19 protein-coding genes are annotated in these 21,271 nt (G+C 72.0%); 11 read left to right on the top strand and 8 right to left on the bottom strand.

The window, feature by feature from the left end; genetic code table 11:
- The coding region (locus AB0K52_RS12985) for an FAD-dependent oxidoreductase (RefSeq protein WP_363530590.1) at positions 1 to 752 on the bottom strand (752 nt) is incomplete at its 3' end.
- A 60-nt stretch (positions 753 to 812) separates the two neighbouring features.
- Complete coding sequence (gene sigJ, locus AB0K52_RS12990; RefSeq protein WP_363530593.1) at positions 813 to 1,655, bottom strand: RNA polymerase sigma factor SigJ; 843 nt, start codon at positions 1,653 to 1,655, stop codon at positions 813 to 815.
- Between the two features lie 60 nt (positions 1,656 to 1,715).
- Between sigJ and AB0K52_RS12995 the strand changes: the two genes are divergently transcribed.
- From AB0K52_RS12995 to AB0K52_RS13005, 3 genes are all read left to right on the top strand, one after another.
- Positions 1,716 to 2,450, top strand: coding sequence for a DUF2071 domain-containing protein (locus AB0K52_RS12995; RefSeq protein ID WP_363530596.1), 735 nt, complete (start codon positions 1,716 to 1,718; stop codon positions 2,448 to 2,450).
- A 37-nt stretch (positions 2,451 to 2,487) separates the two neighbouring features.
- Entirely contained in the window at positions 2,488 to 3,264 is a 777-nt protein-coding gene (locus AB0K52_RS13000) for an alpha/beta hydrolase (RefSeq protein WP_363530598.1), read from the top strand.
- Between the two features lie 83 nt (positions 3,265 to 3,347).
- Positions 3,348 to 4,553, top strand: a complete 1,206-nt coding sequence (locus tag AB0K52_RS13005) for a glycosyltransferase (RefSeq protein ID WP_363530601.1) — start codon at positions 3,348 to 3,350, stop codon at positions 4,551 to 4,553.
- On the opposite strand, the gene AB0K52_RS13010 is transcribed toward AB0K52_RS13005, so the two are convergent.
- Positions 4,550 to 5,218: a cellulose binding domain-containing protein gene (locus AB0K52_RS13010; protein WP_363530604.1), complete on the bottom strand. Its 669-nt coding sequence runs from the start codon at positions 5,216 to 5,218 to the stop codon at positions 4,550 to 4,552. The two genes, AB0K52_RS13005 and AB0K52_RS13010, sit on opposite strands and share 4 nt — an antisense overlap.
- Before the next feature lie 228 nt (positions 5,219 to 5,446).
- On the opposite strand from AB0K52_RS13010, the gene AB0K52_RS13015 reads away from it, so the two are divergent.
- From AB0K52_RS13015 to AB0K52_RS13030, 4 genes are all read left to right on the top strand, one after another.
- Positions 5,447 to 7,768 carry an FdhF/YdeP family oxidoreductase gene (locus AB0K52_RS13015; RefSeq protein ID WP_363530607.1) on the top strand — a complete coding sequence of 774 codons (2,322 nt, stop codon included), beginning with the start codon at positions 5,447 to 5,449 and terminating at the stop codon, positions 7,766 to 7,768.
- A 226-nt stretch (positions 7,769 to 7,994) separates the two neighbouring features.
- Positions 7,995 to 8,816 (top strand): formate dehydrogenase accessory sulfurtransferase FdhD, encoded by an 822-nt coding sequence (gene fdhD, locus AB0K52_RS13020; RefSeq protein ID WP_363530610.1) that lies wholly within the window; start codon positions 7,995 to 7,997, stop codon positions 8,814 to 8,816.
- Positions 8,817 to 9,124: 308 nt separating this feature from the next.
- On the top strand, positions 9,125 to 10,768 hold the full coding sequence (locus AB0K52_RS13025) for an LPXTG cell wall anchor domain-containing protein (protein WP_363530613.1): 1,644 nt from the start codon (positions 9,125 to 9,127) through the stop codon (positions 10,766 to 10,768).
- Positions 10,769 to 10,999: 231 nt separating this feature from the next.
- A complete protein-coding gene (locus tag AB0K52_RS13030) occupies positions 11,000 to 11,374 on the top strand; it encodes a hypothetical protein (protein ID WP_363530616.1) in 375 nt (124 codons plus the stop codon).
- Positions 11,375 to 11,456: 82 nt separating this feature from the next.
- Here AB0K52_RS13030 and AB0K52_RS13035 read toward each other — a convergent pair whose 3' ends face one another.
- The 3 genes from AB0K52_RS13035 to AB0K52_RS13045 form a co-directional block, all read right to left on the bottom strand.
- Positions 11,457 to 12,044, bottom strand: coding sequence for a TIGR03086 family metal-binding protein (locus AB0K52_RS13035; RefSeq protein ID WP_363530618.1), 588 nt, complete (start codon positions 12,042 to 12,044; stop codon positions 11,457 to 11,459).
- Between the two features lie 125 nt (positions 12,045 to 12,169).
- Positions 12,170 to 14,413, bottom strand: coding sequence for a carbohydrate-binding protein (locus AB0K52_RS13040; protein ID WP_363530620.1), 2,244 nt, complete (start codon positions 14,411 to 14,413; stop codon positions 12,170 to 12,172).
- Between the two features lie 198 nt (positions 14,414 to 14,611).
- Complete coding sequence (locus AB0K52_RS13045) at positions 14,612 to 15,382, bottom strand: helix-turn-helix transcriptional regulator (RefSeq protein ID WP_363530623.1); 771 nt, start codon at positions 15,380 to 15,382, stop codon at positions 14,612 to 14,614.
- A gap of 76 nt (positions 15,383 to 15,458) precedes the next feature.
- Between AB0K52_RS13045 and AB0K52_RS13050 the strand changes: the two genes are divergently transcribed.
- Entirely contained in the window at positions 15,459 to 16,622 is a 1,164-nt protein-coding gene (locus AB0K52_RS13050) for an MFS transporter (protein WP_363530626.1), read from the top strand.
- A gap of 5 nt (positions 16,623 to 16,627) precedes the next feature.
- Here AB0K52_RS13050 and AB0K52_RS13055 read toward each other — a convergent pair whose 3' ends face one another.
- On the bottom strand, positions 16,628 to 17,476 hold the full coding sequence (locus AB0K52_RS13055; protein WP_363530629.1) for an NAD(P)H-binding protein: 849 nt from the start codon (positions 17,474 to 17,476) through the stop codon (positions 16,628 to 16,630).
- A 142-nt stretch (positions 17,477 to 17,618) separates the two neighbouring features.
- Here AB0K52_RS13055 and AB0K52_RS13060 point away from each other — a divergent pair, with 142 nt between their 5' ends.
- Positions 17,619 to 18,077 carry a MarR family transcriptional regulator gene (locus AB0K52_RS13060; protein WP_363530632.1) on the top strand — a complete coding sequence of 153 codons (459 nt, stop codon included), beginning with the start codon at positions 17,619 to 17,621 and terminating at the stop codon, positions 18,075 to 18,077.
- Positions 18,078 to 18,114: 37 nt separating this feature from the next.
- Here the strand turns inward: AB0K52_RS13060 and AB0K52_RS13065 are convergent, their stop codons facing one another.
- Positions 18,115 to 19,179 carry a LacI family DNA-binding transcriptional regulator gene (locus AB0K52_RS13065; protein ID WP_363530635.1) on the bottom strand — a complete coding sequence of 355 codons (1,065 nt, stop codon included), beginning with the start codon at positions 19,177 to 19,179 and terminating at the stop codon, positions 18,115 to 18,117.
- Positions 19,180 to 19,401: 222 nt separating this feature from the next.
- Between AB0K52_RS13065 and AB0K52_RS13070 the strand changes: the two genes are divergently transcribed.
- Positions 19,402 to 20,223, top strand: a complete 822-nt coding sequence (locus AB0K52_RS13070) for an SGNH/GDSL hydrolase family protein (protein ID WP_363530638.1) — start codon at positions 19,402 to 19,404, stop codon at positions 20,221 to 20,223.
- Positions 20,224 to 20,344: 121 nt separating this feature from the next.
- Positions 20,345 to 21,157, top strand: coding sequence for an SGNH/GDSL hydrolase family protein (locus AB0K52_RS13075; RefSeq protein WP_363530641.1), 813 nt, complete (start codon positions 20,345 to 20,347; stop codon positions 21,155 to 21,157).
- Positions 21,158 to 21,271: the final 114 nt, after the last annotated feature.

Raw genomic sequence — 21,271 nt, forward strand, 5'->3', positions numbered from 1 at the left:
GGGTGCGAGACCGAGCGCAGCCCGGCGTCGACGAGGACCCGGCCCAGGTCGTCGGTCGCGATCCCGGATTCGGCCGCGAGGCGGGAGTAGGCCACCCCAGTCGTCCACAGTGTCGTATCGGTCGGCATCCGTTCGCCGCCTTCGAGGACGACCGCGCCGGGCCGCACTTCGGCGACGGTGACGCCGGTGCGAACCTCGACGCCGAGCCGGTCGAGGGCGCGCCGCAGGTGCGCCTTCGCCTTGGGGCCCATCATCGAGCCGGGCTCGCCGCGGCTGAGGAGCCGCACCCGCATGCGCGGGTACGCCTCGGCGATCTCGGTCGCGCCCTCGATGCCGGTGAGCCCGGCCCCGCAGACGGTGAGGGTGCCTTCGGGGTGCTCGCGCAGCCGCTCGGCGAGGGCCGGGTCGTCGATGGTGAAGGCGTGCTCGACCCGCCGGGTCGAGCTGCCGATCGCGTAGACGAGCAGGTCGTAGGTGAGCGCCCGGCCGTCGTCGAGCGCGACCTTGCGGGCACCGGCGTCGATGGCGGCGGCCCGGCCCTGGACGAACAGGATGCCGGCGGGCGCGACGATCTCGGGGATGCGGTGGTCGCCGAGCTCCTGGCCGGCCGCGACCTGGTGCTGGCGCAGCCGCTCGTCGAAGCGGTCGGTCGGGTTGAGGATCGTGACGCGCGCCTGCGGGTTGCGGCGGGCGATGCCGTGGGCGGCCATCATGCCGGTGTAGCCGGCGCCGATAACGAGGATGTCAGTCATGCCCCAAGGACGAGACGGCCCCGCCGAACGTGAGTCGCAGTGATGACCGTCACAATCTCCTTAGATCGCTCCGAGCTTCTCAGGGTTGCTGACCAGGTGAATCTCCTCGACGACGCCGTCCACCAAGAAGAGCATGACCACCGCCGCGGCCACCTCACCCGACCGGACCACGATCGCCGGGCCGCCGTTGACCTCCGCGAACTCCACGCGCGGCGCCTCGGGCATGCGCCCCGCGAACGTCACGAGCGCCCGCGCCACCGGCTCCAGGCCCTCGACGACCTTGCGCGGCGCCGGAGCCAGCCCGCCGCCGTCGCACACCAGCGTCACATCGGGCGCCAGGATCGCCATCAGCCCCGCCAGGTCCCCGCCCGCCGAAGCCTCCATAAAGGACTCCGCAGCGCGGCGGCGCGTCACCGGATCGGTGTCGTACCGCCGCCGCCGCGACTCCACATGCTCCCGCGCCCGCATCGCCGTCTGCCGCACCGACGCCTCACTCCGATCCAGGATCTCACCGATCTCCTTGTGCGAGTAACCGAACGCCTCCCGCAGCACGAACACCGCCCGCTCCAGCGGCGACAGCGCCTCCAACACCAGCAGCATCGCCGACGACACCGTGTCCGCCAGCGCCACATCGTCCGCCACGTCCCCGCCCGTGAGCACCGGTTCCGGCAGCCAAGGCCCCACATACGACTCCCGCCGGACCTGCGCCGAACGCAACCGGTCGATCGCCAACCGCGTCGTCACCTTCACCAGGTACGCCGTCGGGTCCTCCACCGCGCCCGCGTCCACGCCGTTCCAGCGCAGCCACGCCTCCTGCACGATGTCCTCGGCGTCCGTGACCGTCCCCAGCACCCGGTACGCCACCGCCTGCAGCATCCCGCGCCGGTCTTCGAAGATCTCCACGACCGCAGCGTAAGCGCCGAACCCCCGCGCGCACCAGCCCGGCCCTGCGATCCTGGAGGCATGCACCCGCCCGAACCCGTCACGCCCGAGCCGCCCCGGCCCGTCACCCGCCCCCTGCTCACCCAATCCTGGCTCGACCTCGCCTTCCTCCACTGGGAGATCGACCCCGCCGACGCCGCCCGCCTTCTCCCGCCCGGCACCGTCCCCGACACGTTCGACGGCGCGACCTATGTCGGCATCGTCCCCTTCCGCATGCACCGCGTCGGCTGGTTCAACCTGCCCGGCATCCCCTACCTCGGCACCTTCCCCGAGACCAACGTCCGCCTCTACACCGTCGACGAACAGGGCCGCCGCGGCGTCGCCTTCCGCTCCCTCGACGCCTCCCGACTCCTGCCCGTCCTCGCCGCCCGCACCGGCTTCCGCCTCCCCTACGTCTGGTCCCGCATGCGCCTCCACGCCCGCGGCGACACCCGCACCTACACCAGCGCCCGCCGCTGGCCCGGCCCCCGCACCGCCCGCTCCCGCATCACCCTCCGCATCGGCGCACACGTCACGGACCCCACCCCGCTCGAGCACTTCCTCACCGCCCGCTGGGGGCTCCACCACACCGTCGCCGGCCGCCTCCGCTACCTCCCCAACGCCCACCCGCGCTGGCCCCTGCGCCGCGCCGAACTCCTCGAATGCGACGAGACCCTGCTCGCCGCAGCGGGACTGTCAGGCCTCAGCGGCGCACCCATGAGCGTCCTCTACTCGCCGGGCGTCCCGGTCCGCTTCGGCCGCCCCGAGAACGCCTGAACCGCGCCCCGCGGCGGCGTGTGGCACCGTGGACGCCATGAGCGACTTGCACTGGCACGACACGGGATCGGGCCGGCCCCTCGTCTTCCTCCACGGCGGCTTCCTCGACCACCGCATGTGGCAGGACCAGATCCCGGCCTTCGCCGCCGACCACCGCGTCATCGCCCCGGACGCCCGCGGCCACGGCCGCTCCCCGAACGCCTCCGGCCCGTACCGCCACGGCGACGACATCGCCGCCCTCCTGCGCCACCTCGACACCGGACCGGCCGTCCTCGTAGGACTCTCGATGGGCGGCGGCATCGCCGTCGACGTCGCCCTCGACCACCCCGACCTCGTCGAAGCGGTCATCGTCAGCGGCACCGGCACCAGCGAACCCGAGTTCACCGACCCGTGGACCAACGAGGTCCTCGACGAATTCGGCGCCCTCCTCGGCACCGGCCGGGCCGAACCCGCGATCGACGCGTTCATGGCCTTCACCACCGGCCCCTCCCGCACCCTCGACGACGTCGATCCCGACGTGGTGCGCCGCCTCCACGAGATGATGCGCGCCTCCTTCGCCAAGCACACCGTCGGCGAACCAAGATTCATGATCCCGCCCGAACGCACCTGGGAACGCGTCCCCGACATCACCGTCCCCCTCCACGCCGTCAACGGCGACCTCGACTCGCCCGACCACATCGCCCTGGCCGAACGCGCCGTCGCCCTGGCCGCCACCGGCACCGCCCATCTCGTCGAAGGCACCGCGCACTACCCCAACATGGAACGCCCCGAACGCTTCAACACCATCCTGCGCGACCTGCTCGGCACCCTCTAACCACAGGCGCCCGGCGAAACCGGCGGCGGCCTTGCATCCGCACCCCAGAATGGGCGGCTCCAGCCGATTCGAACGGGGGACCGATGCGCGTCCTGCTCTCGACCTATGGTTCGCGCGGCGATGTCGAGCCGATGGCCGCGCTGGCGGTGCGTCTGCGCGGGCTCGGCGGAGAGGCGGTGGTGTGCGCGCCGCCGGACCGCGAGTTCGCTCGGCTGCTCGCCGATGCGGCGGTGCCGATGGTGGCCGTGGGGGAGGCCGTGCGCCCCTTGGTGACCGGGACCCGGCCACCGCCGGCCGGGGACTTCGCGGCCCGGACCGCCGCGATCATCGACGCGCAGTTCGAGCAGATCTATACGGCCGCAACAGGATGCGATGCGATCGTCGCGACCGGCACGTTCCCGGTCGCGGCCGCCGCGCGGACCGCCGCCGACGTGCTCGGGCTCCGCTACCGCCACGTGAGCCTCCAGCCGACGCTCCTGCCCTCGAAGCACCACCCGCCGCCCGGCCGCCCCGGACGGCCGCTCCCGCCGGGCGCCGGCGGCAACCAGGCGCGCTGGGACCACGACGCCGCCAGCATGCAGGCCCTCTACGGCGACCCCGTCAACCGCATCCGGGTCGCGAACGGGCTAACGCCCGTGGGCAACGTTCGCGACCATGTGCTCACCGCCCGGCCCTGGCTCGCCACTGACTCGATACTCAATCCTTGGCCCGCAACGCCTCCCGTCATCCAAACCGGTGCCTGGACCCTCGCCGACCAGCGCCCGCTCCCCTCCCCGCTCGAGGCGTTCCTCGCCGCCGGGCCGCCACCGGTCTACATCGGATTCGGCAGCATCCCCGTCCGGCCCCGGCACGACTTCGCCCGCATCGCCGTCGGCGCCGCCCGCAGGCACGGCCGCCGCATCGTCCTCGCGGGCGGCTGGGCCGACCTCGCTCCGATCGACGACCGCGACGACTGCATCGCCGTCGCCGACGTCAACCACCAGGCCCTGTTCCCGCGGACCGCCGCCGTCGTCCACCACGGCGGCGCGGGCACCACCGCCACCGCGGCTGCCGCGGGCACGCCCCAAGTCGTCGTCCCGCACATCGTCGACCAGCCCTACTGGGCCGAACGCGTCGCCCGACTCGGCATCGGCGCCGCCCACCGCGGCCCGGCCCTCACCACCCGATCCCTCGCCGCCGCAATCGAAACCGCACTCCGGCCCGAGACCCGCGCACGCGCCGCCGCGATCGCCTCCGAGATGCGCACCGACGGCGCCGACACCGCCGCCAGGCTCCTCCTCGATCCCTAAGCGGCCGTGCAGGTCACCGACCCGGGCAGGTCCGCCCGGTCACCGAGCTCCGCCTGGAACCCCGCGACCGCGTTCTCGCCCGGATCGAGACGCGCGTTCCAGTCCTCGCTCCCGTACCGGCCGCCGCCGAGGTCCCGCATGCTCCAGTAGTGGTAGATGTCCACGTCCCGCAAGCCGAGGTCGACCTCCCACGACGCCAACGCGGCACTCCCGGAGTTCACCACCTCCACGGACACCTCGACCGAGTCGTCCCACTCCTGCTCCACCGTCAGACTCGCCGAACACGACGGCCCCGAAGGACGGCCCGACTCCTCCACCTCGGCAGCCGTCTCACTCGGCGCCGCACTCGTCGGGGCCGCACTCGACGACGCCTCCGAGGTCGGCGCCGCCGTCGACTCCGAAGGCGCCGCCGCCGCCGACACGCTCGCCGCCACTACCGGAGCCCCCGTACTCGGCTCGCTCGCACCATCCGGAATGGACGGCGCCTCAGGGTCCTCGATCACATCGACGACCTCGCCCACCGGGTCCTCGCCGAACACCCCGAACTGCCACAACGCCACCGCGGCGGCCACCGCCGACACCCCGCCCAGCACCTGCAGCAGACGACCGTGCAGCCGCCCCCGCCCAGCCGGAGGATCGTCCTGCGCGCCAGCAGCCCCACCCATCGCCACCGCCTTCCACTGAGGACCCCTCGCGGGACCGGGACGGTGGACCCGCGCCGGCCCGCCGTTCAGCGTACCCGGACCGTGACGCCCCGACAGTCCGCGCCGATTCGCCCCGATACCCCCTGAACTGGGATTGCAAACCGAGAACATGTCGATTCGCGGCGAATCCGACCCGACACCGCCCGCGAGCCCGCCCGCCCCCGCACGCCGGCCACCTACACTTTCCGCATGAGCAAGGCGCCCGAAACCGACCCCGCCCAGGACACCCCCGACGTCCGCGGCCCCAAGCACCACGCCGTCGGCCTCCCGGCCGTCACCAGCTCCCTCCGCCACATCAACGACCAGGCCGGCCTCAAACGCGGCCTCCCCCTCCTCCGCGACGTCAACCAGACCGGCGGCTTCGACTGCCCCGGCTGCGCCTGGCCCGAACCCGCCCACCGCCACCCCGCCGAATTCTGCGAGAACGGCGCCAAAGCACTCGCCGAAGAAGCCACCCGCCGCCGCGTCGACCCCGCCTTCCTCGCGGCGCACCCCCTCACCGACCTCGCCGACAAGTCCGGGTACTGGCTCGGCCAGCAGGGCCGCCTCACCACCCCCGCCTACCTCCCCGAAGGCGCCACCCACTACCAGCCCGTCACCTGGGACGACGCCTACGGCCTCATCGCCGCCGAACTCGACGCCCTCGACCACCCCGACCAGGCCGCCTTCTACACCTCGGGCCGCACCAGCAACGAAGCCGCCTTCCTCTACCAGCTCTTCGCCCGCAAACTCGGCACGAACAACCTCCCCGACTGCTCCAACATGTGCCACGAGTCCTCCGGCGCCGCCCTCGCCGAGACCATCGGCATCGGCAAAGGCAGCGTCACCCTCGACGACCTCCACCAAGCCGACCTCATCATCGTCGCCGGCCAGAACCCCGGCACCAACCACCCGCGCATGCTCACCGCCCTCGAGAAGGCCAAACGCGCCGGCGCCCGCATCGCCACTGTCAACCCCCTCCCCGAAGCCGGCATGCAGCGCTTCAAGAACCCCCAGACCGCCCGCGGCCTCGCCGGACGCGGCACCGACCTCACCGACCTCTTCCTCCAGATCAAGGTCGGCGGCGACCTCGCCCTCTTCAGCATCCTCAACCGCCTCGTCCTCCGCGCCGCCGAGACCGACCCCGCCGCGATCGACCGCCACTTCATCGACGCCCACACCCACGGCTTCGACGACTTCGCCGCCCACCACGGAGTCGGCGACGAATCGGGCGACGCCGCCGCGCTGGCCGACGCGGTCGAGCGGACGGGCCTCGCCGCGGAGGAGATCGAGGCGCTGCTGGACATGGTGCTGACCGCCAACCGGATCGTCGTCTGCTGGGCGATGGGCCTGACCCAGCACCGGCACGCGGTGCCGACCATCCGCGAGGTCGTCGCGTTCCTGCTGCTGCGCGGCAACATCGGCAAGCCGGGCGCGGGCGTGTGCCCGGTGCGCGGGCACTCGAACGTGCAAGGCGACCGCACGATGGGCATCTGGGAGCGGATGCCCGATCGGTTCCTCGACGCGCTCGGCACCGAGTTCGACTTCGCGCCCCCGCGCGACCACGGCTTCGACACGGTCGGCACCATCCGCGCCATGCGCGACGGCGACGTGAAGGTCTTCTTCGCGATGGGCGGCAACTTCGTCGCGGCCACCCCGGACACGGCGGCGACGGAAGCGGCCATGCGCCGTTGCCGCCTCACCGTGCACGTCTCGACCAAGCTCAACCGGTCGCATGTGGTGACCGGGGCGCGGGCGCTCATCCTCCCGGCCTTGGGCCGCACCGACATCGACGCGCCGGGCGGGCGCGAGCAGTTCGTCACCGTCGAGGACTCGATGGGCATCGTGCACGCCTCGCGCGGCAGCGTCCCGGCCCTGAGCGCCGACATGCGCTCGGAGGTCGCGATCGTCGCCGGTCTCGCCCGCGCGGTCTTCGGCCCGGACGACCCCGTGGCGTGGGAGGCGTTCGCGGCCGACTACGACCTCATCCGCGACCGGATCGAACGGGTCGTGCCCGGCTTCGACGACTACAACGCCCGCGCCCGCGTCCCCGGCGGTTTCGCGCTGCCGCACGCCCCGCGCGATGGCCGCGTGTTCCCCACGGCCACGGGCAAAGCGAACTTCACGGTCAACCCTGTGACCTCGCCGGAGGCGGGGCCGGGACGGCTGCTGCTGCAGACCCTCCGCAGCCACGACCAGTTCAACACCACGATCTACGGGCTCGACGACCGTTACCGGGGCATCCACGACGGCCGCCGGGTCGTGCTCGTCAACCCCGAGGACGCCGCCGAGCTCGGCCTCACCGACGGAGCCTACTGCGACCTGGTGAGCGAGTGGGCCGACGGGGACCGCCGCGCCCCGCACTTCCGCATCGTCCACTACCCGACCGCGCGCGGCTGCGCGGCCGCGTACTTCCCGGAGACGAACGTGCTCGTGCCGCTCGACTCGGTCGCCGAGACCAGCAACACCCCGACCTCGAAGTCGATCGTGGTGCGGTTCGAGCCGGACTCCTCGGGGGCTTTGCCGTCCTGACCTCCCCGGGGCCCTCCCTCCCCCCGCCCCGCCCACCCGAATCTTGCGAGCCTTCGGGTCCTCCGGCGCCGACGCCCGAGTGTCGGCGCCGGGGCCCTCCGGTCGTGAGTTCCGACCTCCTTCCTCCTCCTTCCTCGTTCTCCGGGGCCCGCCGCGCTATACAGGCAAGTACAGCTCGGCGAACCTGAAGGGGAGCTGAAGCCACCTGAAGGGAACCTGAAGCGACATGGGCCGCGTGACCGTCCGCCGCAAGACCACCCGCCTCGCCGGCGACCGCCGCTCCGAGCGCGTCGACACCCTCGCCGTCGAAGAACCCCTCGAACTGCGGGTCGGGGGCGAATCGCTGCAGGTCACCATGCGCACGCCCGGCGACGACTTCGACCTCGCGACCGGTTTCCTCCTCGCCGAGGGCGTCATCACCCGGCCGCGCGACATCGTGAGCATGCGCTACTGCGCCGGTGTGGACGCGGACGGCGAGCAGACCTACAACCTCCTCGACATCGCCCTGGCCGCCGACGTCGCGGCCCCGCCGAAGTCGGCGACCCGGAACACGACCGTCACCTCCGCGTGCGGAGTGTGCGGTAAGGACAGCCTGGAGGACGTGCGCACGAAGGCCGCCTGGAGCGTCGCCGAGGACGACACGGCGATCGGCGCCGACGTCCTCGCGTCCCTCCCGGACCGGCTCCGCAAGGCGCAGAAGATCTTCGACCGCACCGGCGGTCTGCACGCCGCGGGGCTGTTCACCGCCGCGGGGGAGCTGATCACCGCGAAGGAGGACGTCGGTCGGCACAACGCGGTCGACAAGGTCCTCGGCCAGGCCCTGCGCGAGGGCATGGTTCCGTTGCGCGGCATGGTCTTGGCCGTCTCCGGCCGGGCCTCGTTCGAGCTGGTGCAGAAGGCGGTCATGGCCGGCGTCCCGGCCCTCGCCGCGGTCTCGGCGCCGTCGTCGCTCGCGGCGGAGCTCGCGGAGGAGTCGGGGCTGACGCTCGCGGGCTTCGTCCGGGAGGACACGATGAACCTCTACGCCCGCGCCGACCGCATCGTCTGACCCACCACTGCGCCGCCGGCCCTGAGCACGACCGCGGCGCTCGGCCGCGCCCTGGGGCTCCCTGACGCGTTCTTCACCGGCAACGAAGGCGGGTCTCGGTCCGCCGGCGGCGCGCCTCAGGCCTCGACCCGTGCGAATCGAGGCGAACGCCCCTTTAGTGACGGTTCTCGAGGCGCCCGTGCCCCTCGCTCGCGGTTGCACCCATTCGAGTCCTGCAACCATCACCGCCCTCGGCGCGTGTCGAGGGGGCCGGTCCATCCGGCACCCCTGTAACAGAACCCCTCATTCACAACAGAAGCAAGGAATCCATGACCTCCCCGAACACCACGCGACGAGCCGTCGCCGGGGCGGGCGCAGCATTCACCGCGGCCGCCTTCGCCGTCGGCCTCACCGCCGCCCCCGTCCAAGCCCAGGAAACCCTCGACGTCCAGGCCTGGGCCGAACCCGCAGAGACCTCCGACTTCTACGTCGGCTGGACCGAGGAGACCGAGACCCAGGAAGCGCGGCTCCTGGTCGAGACACGCGGCTCCTCCGGCGACGAGGCCCTCGACAACGTCCACATCGAGTTCGGACTCTCGGACCAGATCCAGGGCATCACGTTCACGACCGAGGACCCGGCGTGCATCGCCGACGGCGCGACCCTCGACTGCAATTTCGTCGACCAGTACGCCGACGCGTACTTCGACATCGCGTTCGACGTGCACGTCGGCCCCGGCGTCAACGCCAATGAGCAGGCCGACTGGCTGGTGACCGTGGAACCCGGCGGCTACGAGCCCGCCGAGATCGTCGGCACCTGGACGTTCCTGGCCCCCGACGACGCGGAGTGGGACTACTCCGTGAACGCGAGCGACTTCGAGGACGTCGCACCCGGCGACACGGTGACTCCCGAGATCGAGTTCGCGAACACCGGTGAGAACACCTCCCGCGGCGTGATCTTCGGCTTCTGGAACGACGACCCGCACCTCTCGGTCGCGTCGGAGTACAGCAACTGCGGCATCTTCCGCGAGCAAGAAGTGATGTGCGCGTTCCCCGACCTCACGCCGGCACCCGGCGAGGTCTACGAACTCTCCGCCGACACGCCGATCAGCGTGACCCTCGGCGCGAACGTGCCCGGCCCGATGACGTTCCGCCAGGGCTTCCACGTCTCGGCGCTCGACAGCTGGGGCCAGTACTACCTCGATGAAGTCGAGTTCTTCGACGCCGAGAACGAGCTCGTCTTCGAGCTGACCGACCGCACCGAGATCGAGGAGTCCTCGCAGACGACCATCGTCTCAGCGGCCAACCCGTTCGACATGACCGTCGCGGGCCAGCGCATCGACGGCGAAGCCGGCAAGGACGCCACGGTCCCTGTCGTCATCGGGAACCTCGGACCGGCTGACGCCCTCGCCCGGCCGCACCCCGGCTCCGGCGAAGGCCGTTTCGGCATCGCGATCCAGCTCCCCACCGGCGTTGAGGCCACCGGGTTCAACGAATACGGCTACATCGAGGTGGACGGCACCTTCTGCAACAGCGCGGAGCTGAACGAGTGGATGGGGAACATCGACCCGGCGGTCTTCGGCCTCGAGCGCATCGACGTCATGTGCGACGGCCCCGACACGCTCGCGGTCGATGAGGAGTACGCCTTCGAGCTCCCCGTGACCGTGACCGACGCGAAGTCCGCTACCGACGGCCTCATCTCGGTCATGGAAGGCGCCGACACCTGGGACTTCACCGGGTTCGAGGAGCACTGGGGCCTCACCGAGGCCGACTTCCCGACGATCGACGGCGACCTGGAGAACAACGTCGCCGCCCTGAGCCTGAACGCCGCCGTCCCCGGCGGGAACGGCTCCGAGCAGCTGCCGACCACGGGCGTCTCGCTCACGGTCATCGGCGCGACGTCCGCCGCGGTGCTCGCCGCAGGTGTGGTCCTGTTCGTGGTCCTGCGCCGTCGCAAGGCCGCCACGAGCTGGTAGCCGAATTGCAGCGCAACGTTACTGCGTGAAGTGAAGCGGGGGCTCGGCCACACGGCCGGGCCCCCGCGTCGTCCTCGATGAGCAGCGGACCGCAGCACGCTCGCTTCGCCGCCCGCCAGCCGGAATCCGACCGTCGAGCATGGACTGAGCCTGGCGTCGCGCCCCCAGCCGGGATACGTTGCCGCCACCACCGCCTCTCCATCGCCCGCTCCCCTCATCGAAAGGCCTGCCATGCCCGCGTCAGATGCTCAGCTGGTAGATGACGGACTCGAAGCCCTCAAGCGGTACGCCGCTCGCAGCGCCACCCTCACGTACGGCGACTTGAACCGGGAGCTCGGCTCGCCGATCGCCTCTCCCTCCGCTGGATTCCCCGGCAGGATCGGGAAGCTCTGCGACGACATCAACAAGCACCACGAGGCCGTCACCGGCTACGGCTTCATGATCTCGGCACTCGTGCACGGCGTCGACTCTGGCCTCCCCGGACCCGGGTTCTTCGCGCTGGCCGCCGAACTCCGCCGCCTCCCGCCCACCGACGACGTGCTTGCCAAGCGCGTGTTCGTGCAATGGGAATGCGAGGCGGCGTTCGCCGCCTACCAGCAGCAGTAAAGGCCGCCGCAGCGGTCAAGGTCGTCCGACCGGCGAGGCAGACTCGACTCGGCCTGCCTCGCCGGTCGTCTTGCTGCTCGGCTCAAGGGCGCCAGGCGGGGTTGCGGCCGGTGAGGGCGATGAGCCGGTCTTGGGGGGCGGCGTCGGCGGGGAGGGTGACGACGGGGCCGTAGATGCCTTCGCGGGCGGACTGGTCGTGGGCGTCCTGGGCGACGAATTCGACCAGGTTCGCGACGGTGTCTGAGGGCAGGCGGAAGTCCTGGCCGGTGGCGCGGGCCAGGTCCCAGCCGTGGACGGCGAGCTCGTTGAGGGCGACGAGGCCCATGATCGATGCCGGCAGGACGACGCCGCCGGCGACCGCGTGGCCCTCCCATGCGCCCTCCGAGGACCAGGCTTCGGCGAGGCTGTCGAGGCGGTGCCGCAGCTCGCCGCGCCATTCGGGTTCGAGCTCGGTCGCGGGCTCGCCGGGCGGGGCGTCGTTGTGGGGGCCACGCTCGCCGCGCGCGGCCGCCGTGAACGCCAGGCACAGGCCGAGCAGGTGGTTCAGTAGCTGCGCCTGCGTGTAGTGACCGCACGGCGTCGGATCCGCCCACCGGTCGTCCTCTACGCCGTCGATCAGCCCCGCCACCAGGTCAGCGACCGGCTTGAAGTTGACATCGGTGTGCGCCATGCGTCTTCGCTCCTCTGATCGGATGCACTTCTCGCAATTGAGACGAGGCGGCCCGCCCGGATTCATCGGCCCCGGACGGGCCGGGGCCCGCGACGCGCGTCGCGGGCCCCGGCATCGCGGAGGGATCAGGGCGTCGAGATCGCCGGGAACGGATAGCTCGTCACATCGCTGCCGATGTAGAAGCTCGGGTGCGGCGGCTGGTTGTACGCCGTGTTCTGCCACGCGACCGCCACCCGGTACTGCGCGTTGTGCATCAGCGTCGCGATGCGCAGGTTCGTGGTCGACGGGGTCGCGTAGATCCGCAGCGCCGCGCTGTCGCTGGTCCGCCAGACCACCTCTTCCCGCCAGTCCCCGAACAGGTCCGCCGAGAGCCCGGGCGTGGCCTTCGTGCCGTTGTTCGACGCCACGCCGGCACCGGTCAGCAGCGTCCCCGACGGGTAGTTCGCGATCGCCGTGCCGTCCAGGAGTTCGCGCTCGCCGTCGCCGTCCCACCAGGACACGAAGTTGATCGACGCCGGCTTCGCGCCGATGTTCGCGCCCGACGCGTTCAGCAGGCCGCTGACATTCGACGACCAGTACTCGGCGCCCGCGTTGCCCGACAGGACGTTCGCGGCCACGCCGCGTCCGTTGTCGCCGCTCGCCGGCGTCTGGAACAGGATCGCGCCGTTGGAGCCGTTCAGACTCGACGAGGGCTGGCTGGCGCTCTCGTGCGGCATGAACACCTCTTGGCCCGCCCGGCCCGGCACGAAGTCCGAGACGTGCAGCGCGTCGCCGTGCCCGAAGCCCGTGTTGTACAGCGCCTGGCCGTTCGAACCGACCGCCATCGCACCGAACACCACGTCCTGGCGGCCGTCGCCGTTCAGGTCCGCGATCGAGAGGCTGTGCGCCCCTTGGCCGGTGTACTGGCCGCCCGCGCTGTTCGAGTCGAAGACCCAGCGCGAGACCAGGTCAGTGCCGTTGAAGTCCACCGCCCAGATCACGCTGCGCGTGTAGTACCCGCGCGAAAAGATCATGCTCGGGTGCCGACCGTCCAGATAGGCCGTGCCCGCCAGGAACCGGTCCACCCGGTTCCCGTAGTTGTCGCCCCAGTTCGAGACCGTCCCGCGCGGCGGCTGGTAGTCGATCGTGTCGAGGATCGCGCCGTTCGCGCCGTTGAAGACCGTCAGGTACTCCGGGCCCGTGAGGATGTACCCGCCGCTGTTGCGGTGGTCCGCGCCCGCGTTCCCGATGACCTGGCCGGTGCCCGACACGGTCGCGTCGGCGGTCTTCATCGCGATCTCCGCGTCGCCGTCCGAGTCGTAGTCGTACACCTGGAACTGCGTGTAGTGCGCGCCCGCCCTGATGTTGCGGCCCAGGTCGATCCGCCACAGGCGCTGGCCGTTCAGCTTGTAGGCGTCAATGTAGACGTTTCCGGTGTAGCCCGACTGCGAATTGTCCTTGGCGTTGCTCGGGTCCCACTTCACGAGGTACTCGTACTGGCCGTCCCCGTCCAGGTCGCCCACACTCATGTCGTTCGCGCTGTACGTGTACGCCTCGCCCGACGGCGTCGTCCCGCCCGCGGGCCGCTGGATCGGGATGTCCCGGTACCCGCTCGAGTTGAACACCGCCTCCGCACCCGACGGGGCTCCCACGGTCCCTCCGTTCACGGCCGCGACCGTGTACGTGCCGCTGCCGCCCGCGTCGAGGTAGTTCGTGGCGCCCGTGATCGGGCTGCCGTTCAGCAGCGTCCCGTTGCGGTACACGTTGAACGCCGTGCTCGCCGTGTCCGTGCCCAGCAGCCGCCAGCTGACGAGGCTCCCGCCGCCCGAAGGCACCACCGTCACGCCGCGGCCCAGGTCCTCCATGATCGGACCGGTCTGCGCCGCCGACCCGTCGGTGAGCTCGACGTAGTCGATGTTCGCCAGACCGGACGCCGAGGAGGCCACGAGCCGGACCGTGTTGCTCCCGGCGTTCACCGGTACCGTGACCGTCTTCGTCGACCAGGCGGTCCACGAGCCGGTCGCGCCGAACGCGCTGGCGGACTCCACGGTGGCGCCGTTGACGACGATGTCGGCAGGGCGGGAGTCGGTGGCGCCGTGGGCGTACCGGATCGCGAGGGTGGCGGTTCCGGCGCTCGCGGCGTTGACGGTGAACCGGGCGGCGGCGCCGGAGGCGTTGGCGGAGTTGCAGAATCCGCTGCCGGAGTAGCCGGTGTGGTTCGAGTCGATCGTGCCGTCGCAGACGGCCGGGGCGGTCTCGGCCTCGTAGCGGACGGTGGCGGCGTTCGCGTCGGTCATCGCCCACATCGTTGCGGCCGCGGCGACCAGCCCTACGGCGGCGGCCGCGGGGGCCCGCAGGCGTCTCGCCCGGGGCGGGGTGGACTGCTTCATGTTCACTCCGTATCTGATGGTGAGGGCGCGCGGGTCCATGGAACGCGAAGGCGCGCATCGGCACAGGGTGAGGTGACGGGCCGGGCGGCGTGCCGGGCGACCGCGGCCGTCTGCAGAACATATTGAAATATCGAATTGAATCGATATAATGACGGGAGTCCAGGATAGCGCTGCAAGCGCCTTCAAGGCAATGGCCGCCTACAGCCGAAGGTCGGGCTCGCTTCTCACGTACTCGCCCGGCGTCACGCCGAACGCCTCCCGGAACGCCCCGATGAACGCGCTCGGGCTCGCGTACCCGCACGCCCCCGCGACACGCGTGACCTGATGCCCCTCCGCGAGCAGCACCAGCGCGTGGTGCAGCCGGAACTGCCCGCGCCACTGCGCGAAGGTCATCCCCGCCTGCTCCCGGAACAGCCGGCTCAGCGTCCGCTCGGACGCGCCCACGGCCGCCCCCAACTGCGCCAGCGTCCGCCGGTCCGCCGGATCGTCCTCCAGGAGCGCCACCACCTCGCGCAGCCGCGGATCGGGCAGCGCCGGCAGGAACCGCTGCGGCGCTTCGACACCGCGCAGCAGGCCGAGCACGACCCGCTCGAGATGGCCCCGCGTCTCCGCCGCGAGCCCGGCGTCGTCGGTCAGGCACGTGACGGCCTCGCGCAGCAGCGGCGTGAACGCCAGCACCGTCGGCCGCGCGATGAACGGCCCCGGGCCGTCGGTCGCGAACAGGATCGCCCGCATCTCGGTCGTCCCGCACGCCCGATGCGCATGGTCGTGGCCCGCCGGCATCCACACCCCCTGCGACGGCGGCACCACCCACACCCCCGAGGCCGTGAACACCCGCAGCACCCCGCGCCGCGGGTAGATCAACTGGTGCCCGTCGTGGCGATGCCGGTCGATCCGCTCCAGGTGCGACAGCAACCGGATCGGCGAGCTCGGGATGATCCGCCCGTCAACATGGCCGTCAATCGACATAACTCGGCAGAATACCGTTAGCCGGAGCCCGCGGCGAGTCGGAATCCTTGGGGCGAACCGACAAGGAGCACCGCGCATGACCCAGACCGCCGCCCCGACCGCGCCCCGCCGGGACGCCCCGCCCTCGCCCCTGCGGCGCATGTGGCTGTGGGGCACCGCCCACGCCGTGGACGACCTCTACCAAGGGCTCGTGCCCGCCGTCGTCCCCTACTTCGTGCTCGACCGCGGCTACGGCTACGTCGCCGCCACCGGCCTCACCCTCGCCGCCGCCCTCGGCGCCTCGATCCCGCAGCCGCTCTTCGGCCTCCTGGTCGACCGCCGCCGCCTCGACTGGTTCGCCCCCGCCGGCGTCGCCCTCGCCGGGCTCGGCCTGGGCCTCGCCGGACTCGCCGGCCCCTACCCCCTGGTCCTCGCCCTCGTCTTCCTCTCGGGCCTCGGCGTCGCCATGTTCCACCCCGCCGCGGGCAAAGGCGCACGCGAAGCGGCCGGCGACAGCGCCACCGGCATGAGCATCTTCGCCGCAGGCGGCTCGATCGGCTTCTTCCTCGCCCCCGTCCTCGCCACGCCCGCCCTCATGGCCATGGGCGTCGGCGCCACCGCGCTGTTCATCCCGCCCGCCGTGCTCATCGCCTTCGTCATGCTCCGCAAGCGCACCCGCGCCCAAGCGGCCCCGCCCGAGGCCCGCACCGGCACCGACCGCTGGGGCCCCTTCGCGGTCCTCACCGCGATCGAAGTCGTCCGCTCGATCCTCTGGGTCGGGATCATCACCTTCATCGAGCTGTACTGGATCCGCCACCTCGGCGCCGGCCACGCCGTCGCCGGGACCGCGCTGGCGGGCTTCATGCTCGGCAGCGTGATCGGCACCCTCCTCGGCGGGCGCCTCGCCGACCGCTTCGGCGCCATCGCGATCACCCGTCTCGGCGGCGTGCTGATCATCCCGCTCCTCGTCCTGCTCAGGATCACCCCCGGCGAGTACGCGCCGCTCGTCCTGGCCCTCGCCGTCGGCGTCGCGATCAACATCCCGTTCGCGGTGCTGGTCAAACTGGCCCAGGACTACCTGCCGACCCGCCCCGGCACGGCTGCCGGGGTCACCCTCGGGCTGGCCATGAGCGCGGGCGGCCTCTTCGCCCCGGTGTTCGGCTTCATCGCCGAACGCCAAGGCCCCGAAGGGGTCTTCACCGTCCTCTGCGCCGTCCCCTTGGCGGCCGTCGTCCTGGGGCTGTTCCTCAAGAGGCCCTGACGGCCTCAGAAACCGGGGCTCCGGTCCCGGAGCCACTCGGCGAACGGGCGCGCAGGGCGGCCGGTCACGCGCTCCACATTGTTGTTCACCGTCGCCGGGCGGTCGCCGAAGTTCGCCGCGACCGCCATCAGCGAGGCGAACATGGCCTCGGGGAACCACGCGGGCCGCGCCGCCAGCGCCTGCTCCGGCGTCAGCTCCTCCACCGCGATCGGCGTGCCGAGCGACGCCGCGATCTGGGCGACCACCTCGCGCTGGCTGAGGGATTCGGGTCCGGTGAGGATGAGGCTGCGGCCCCGGAAGCGTTCGCGGACGAGGAGTTCGGCGGCGACTTCGGCGATGTCGTCGAGGTGGATGGGGTTGATCCGCCATTCGGGGTGGGCGAGGGCGACGCTGCCGGCGCGGATCTGCTCGGCCCAGTCGCGGGCGGGGTTGGTGGCGAGCCAGGACGGGTAGAGGACGGTGTGGCTGAGACCGGAGTCGCGGACGGCGGCCTCGATCGCCTGGTGCGCGGCGCCGATGGGGCCGGCGTGCTCGACGGGGTCGTAGGCGGCGGGGGAGGAGAGGAGCACGAGGTGTTCGAGTCCTGCTCTGCCTGCGGCGTCGAGGAAGCCGGTGATGTCACCGAAGGCGGGGTAGAGGAACGCGGTGCGGACGCCTTGCAGGACTTCGGGGTCGGGGTCGGTGAGGTCGAGTTCGGCCGTTTCGGCGCTGGCGGGGACGTCGAGGCTCGCAGTGTCGCGGGCCGTGGCGCGGACCCGGTGTCCGGTCGCGGCCAGGCGGGCGGTGAGGCGGGAGCCGATGTTGCCCCTGGCGCCGGTGACGAGGATCGTGCCTGCGGCGGAGTCGTGGTGCATGGGTGTCGCTCCTGGTGTCGCGGGTGTTCGCGGGCATGCGGGCGAGGGGCGCGTGCGGCGCCCTCGGGTAGCATGAACTTGGAATCTATTTGCTTTGGATGCAAATATTATTTGTTCTCAAAGATAATTGGGAGGCGTGGCCGTGTCAAGTCCCGGGGACGTCGACGATGCGATCCGCGAGCTGCTGCTGCTGATGCCGCGCATGGTCGGCCGCGCCAAGCGCCTGCCCGTGCCCGAGCGCGTGCGCTCCCTCGAGCTGAGCCCGCGTCACCTGTCCTTGCTCGCACTGCTGCTCTTCGACGGCCCGGCCACCGTCAACGACTTGGCCGTCCGCCTCGAAGTCGCGCCCACCACCGTGAGCCTCATGGTCGCCGACCTCAGTCGCAAAGGCGTCCTCGAGCGCCGCGAGGACGAGGCCGACCGCCGCCGCCGCATCGTGAGCATCACCGCCGCGATGCGTCCGGAGATCGAGGCGTGGCTCGCCGGCGGCGCCGCCGCCTGGCGGAAGGCCTTGGCGCCCTTGACGGACGCGCAGCGGCGGTGCTTCGTCGACACCCTGCTCGCCTACGAGCGGGCCCTCGAGGACCCCGACGCCGGTTGAGCGCGGTCGTCGCGCGCCGACGGCACCGGCCCCCGGTTCAGCGCTTGCGGCGCGGCGGGGCCGTGGACTCGCGGACGACGAGGGTGGTCGCGAGCTGCACGTGGTGCGAGTCGGGGACCTTGCCCGCCGCGAGGTCGAGCACGGTGCGGGCGGCGACGCGGCCCATCTGGCGCAGCGGCTGCTGCACCGTGGTGAGCGGCGGCTCGACCCACATCGCGTTGTACGTGTCGTCGAAGCCGACCACGCTGAGGTCGCCGGGGACGTCGAGGCCGCGTTTGCGGGCGGTGCGGATGACGCCCACGGCGATGCTGTCGCTCGCGGCGAAGACCGCCGTCGGCGGGTCGTCGAGGTCGAGCATCCGCTCGGTGAGGACCGCGCCGGTCTCGGCGTAGAACGTGCCCGAGCCGGTGAGCGCCGGGTCCACGTCGATCCCGGCGGACTCGAGCGCCTCCCGGTAGCCGTGGAGGCGCTCGCGCGCGGGCAGCGACCCGGGCGGGCCGCCCGCGAAGCCGATCCTGGTGTGCCCCAGGTCGAGCAGGTGCCGGGTCGCCTGCACGCCCCCGGCCCAGTTGGTGGCGCCGAGGCTGGTGACGCGCTCGTCGAGGGGGTTCGCGGGGTCGACGACGACGAGCGGCAGGCCCAGCTGCTCGCACATGTCCCGCTCGGCGCTCGTCAGCTGCGCGGTCACCAGGACCAGGCCGGCCGCGCCCTGCGCGGCGATCGCCTTGATCCGGTCGACGCCGATCGGGTCGTTGTACCCGGGCGTCTCGGCCTCCAGGGAGCTGGTGACGACCTCGACGCCGAGTTCGCGGCCGCCGCTGATGATCCCGTCGAGCACGTACACCGCGTACATGTTCAGGAGCGTGTCGAAGACGACATGGATCGTCTGGGGCGCAGGGGATTCGCGCGGCCCGGTGGTCGGCACGTAGTCGAGTGCGGCGATGGCGTCGCGCACGGCCTTGCGGGTCGCCTCCGCGACGCCCGGGCGGCCGTTGAGCACCTTGGAGGCCGTGGCCTTGGAGACGCCCGCCCGCGCGGCCACCTCGCTCAGCGTCGCCCGACTGCCCATCTGCTGCACCTCTTCGCCTCCGTGTGCGGCCATTCTAGCCCCAGGAGGAAACAGTTTCCGATCGGGTTCCGTAAACTTCTTCGAAACTGTTTTGCACCCTGCGGGGTCGAGACGGGGCTCAGTGGACGCCGCCCGACACGCCGTCACGCACCGTTCCTATTGCGACACAATGGACTTCCCTGTCTATAATGACGCGGTCCTCCGGCGGGGACCCACCGGTCCACCCGCCGGCCCTGTCGACAACAAGGAGACCCTGTGTCCTTCAAGGAAGGCAAGTCGCGCCGCGTCCTCGCCAGCGCCGCCGCCGTCGCGGCGATCGCGGGCTTCGGCGTCGCCGGCCTCGCCGCTCCCGCCTCGGCCGACATCACCATCCAGCAGTACGCGGCCCTCGGCGACTCGTTCGCCTCGGGCGTCGGCGCGGGCGACTACGCCGACGACGGCACGAACTGCTACCGCTCCGCGAACGCGTACGCCAAGCAGGCCAGCGTCGAACTGGGCGAACGGCTCTGGTTCGAGGCCTGCTCGGGCGCGCGCGTCGAGGACGTCATCGCCAACCAGCTCAACCACCTCTACGAGGTGAACACCGAGCACGTCACGATCGGCGTGGGCGGCAACGACGCCGGCTTCTCCTCCGTGCTGACCGCCTGCGCGGGCACCGACACCGCGCTGTGCAAGGCCGCGATCACCAACGCGCGCAGCATCATCACCGACTCGCTCCCGGCCGAGCTCGACGACCTCTACACCCGCGTCGAGAACCGCGCGTTCTCGGCCGAGATCGTCGTCGTCGGCAACCCGCGCCTGTTCAACGAGACCGCCTGCCAGGGCGCGCTCGCGATCACCCCCGAGGAGCAGGCGCTGCTCAACGACGCCGCCGACCTCCTCGCGGAGACCACCGCGGCCGTCGCCGCCGACCACGGCTTCGACTTCGCCGACCCGCGCGAGGCCTTCGACGGCCACGGCGTGTGCTCGGCCGACCCGTGGATCCTCGGCTACACCGGGACCCTCGAGTCGTTCCACCCGAACGCCGCCGGCCAGGACGCGTACACCGACGTCGTCCTCCCGATGCTCGACTACTAGAGGCAACCGCGACCGGCCCCGGGGGAGTCTTCCCCTCGGGGCCGGTCGTCCGTTCGGCCGCCGCCCCGAGACCCCCGCGGGCGGGCCGCCCGGTCCGACCCGCAGCACTAGAAGGAGACCCATGACCCGATCCACCAAGCGCCTCGCACGCACCCTCGCCGCCGCGGCCGTCGCCGGCATCGCGGCGGCCTCGTTCGCCGCCCCGGCCTCGGCCGCCGGCACCTGGTCGCCGCGGTACGTCGCCCTCGGCGACTCCTATGTGTCCGGTGTGGGCGCCGGCGACTACGCCGACGACGGCACCGACTGCTACCGCTCCGCCAACGCCTACCCGCAGCTGGTGGCCGCGAGCGTCGGCGCGCGGCTGTCGTTCGACGCCTGCTCCGGCGCCCGCGTCGAGGACGTCGTCGCCGAGCAGCTCGGCAACCTGACCTGGCGCACGCGCGAGGTCACCATCGGCGTGGGCGGCAACGACGCCGGCTTCTCGAACGTGCTCGGCGCCTGCGCCGGCACCGACACCGCCCTCTGCCAGGGCGCGGTCGCGAACGCGCAGGCCGTCATCACCGGCACGCTCCCCGCCGAGCTCGACGACCTCTACACCCAGGTCGACGACCTCGCCCCGTTCGCCGACGTCACCGTCGTCGGCAACCCGCAGCTGTTCAACGAGACCAGCTGCTCCGGGACCCTCGCGATCACTCCCGAGGAGCAGGCGCTGCTCAACGAGACCGCCGACCTCCTCGCCGACACGACCGCCGCGGTCGCCGCCGACCACGGCTACGAGTTCGCCGACGTCCGCGACGCCTTCGCGGGCCACGAGATCTGCTCCGCGGACCCGTGGATCCTCGGCTACACCGGCAACATCGAGTCGTTCCACGCGAACGCCGCCGGCCAGGCTGCGTACGCCGAGGTCGTCACCCCGTACCTCGAGGACTGCTAGCAGGGCGCGGCGCCCCCGCCCCCGCGGCCGGGGGGGGGCACCGGCCCCAACCCCCAGGCCCAAAAGCGCACCCCCCGGCCCGCCCGGGGCGGTCGCGGGCCGGCGCCCCGGGAA

Origin of the sequence: Glycomyces sp. NPDC049804 (assembly GCF_040674615.1) — a bacterium.
Lineage (GTDB): Bacteria > Actinomycetota > Actinomycetes > Mycobacteriales > Micromonosporaceae > Glycomyces > Glycomyces niveus.

What these genes read in the sequence shown, in the direction of transcription:
- AB0K52_RS12995 (WP_363530596.1), top strand. Translation starts at nt 1,716, where the DNA reads ATGCACCCGCCCGAACCCGTCACGCCCGAGCCGCCCCGGCCCGTCACC.
- AB0K52_RS13000 (WP_363530598.1), top strand. Translation starts at nt 2,488, where the DNA reads ATGAGCGACTTGCACTGGCACGACACGGGATCGGGCCGGCCCCTCGTC.
- AB0K52_RS13005 (WP_363530601.1), top strand. Translation starts at nt 3,348, where the DNA reads ATGCGCGTCCTGCTCTCGACCTATGGTTCGCGCGGCGATGTCGAGCCG.
- AB0K52_RS13010 (WP_363530604.1), bottom strand. Translation starts at nt 5,218, where the DNA reads ATGGGTGGGGCTGCTGGCGCGCAGGACGATCCTCCGGCTGGGCGGGGG.
- AB0K52_RS13015 (WP_363530607.1), top strand. Translation starts at nt 5,447, where the DNA reads ATGAGCAAGGCGCCCGAAACCGACCCCGCCCAGGACACCCCCGACGTC.
- fdhD (WP_363530610.1), top strand. Translation starts at nt 7,995, where the DNA reads ATGGGCCGCGTGACCGTCCGCCGCAAGACCACCCGCCTCGCCGGCGAC.
- AB0K52_RS13025 (WP_363530613.1), top strand. Translation starts at nt 9,125, where the DNA reads ATGACCTCCCCGAACACCACGCGACGAGCCGTCGCCGGGGCGGGCGCA.
- AB0K52_RS13030 (WP_363530616.1), top strand. Translation starts at nt 11,000, where the DNA reads ATGCCCGCGTCAGATGCTCAGCTGGTAGATGACGGACTCGAAGCCCTC.
- AB0K52_RS13035 (WP_363530618.1), bottom strand. Translation starts at nt 12,044, where the DNA reads ATGGCGCACACCGATGTCAACTTCAAGCCGGTCGCTGACCTGGTGGCG.
- AB0K52_RS13040 (WP_363530620.1), bottom strand. Translation starts at nt 14,413, where the DNA reads ATGAAGCAGTCCACCCCGCCCCGGGCGAGACGCCTGCGGGCCCCCGCG.
- AB0K52_RS13045 (WP_363530623.1), bottom strand. Translation starts at nt 15,382, where the DNA reads ATGTCGATTGACGGCCATGTTGACGGGCGGATCATCCCGAGCTCGCCG.
- AB0K52_RS13050 (WP_363530626.1), top strand. Translation starts at nt 15,459, where the DNA reads ATGACCCAGACCGCCGCCCCGACCGCGCCCCGCCGGGACGCCCCGCCC.
- AB0K52_RS13055 (WP_363530629.1), bottom strand. Translation starts at nt 17,476, where the DNA reads ATGCACCACGACTCCGCCGCAGGCACGATCCTCGTCACCGGCGCCAGG.
- AB0K52_RS13065 (WP_363530635.1), bottom strand. Translation starts at nt 19,179, where the DNA reads ATGGCCGCACACGGAGGCGAAGAGGTGCAGCAGATGGGCAGTCGGGCG.
- AB0K52_RS13075 (WP_363530641.1), top strand. Translation starts at nt 20,345, where the DNA reads ATGACCCGATCCACCAAGCGCCTCGCACGCACCCTCGCCGCCGCGGCC.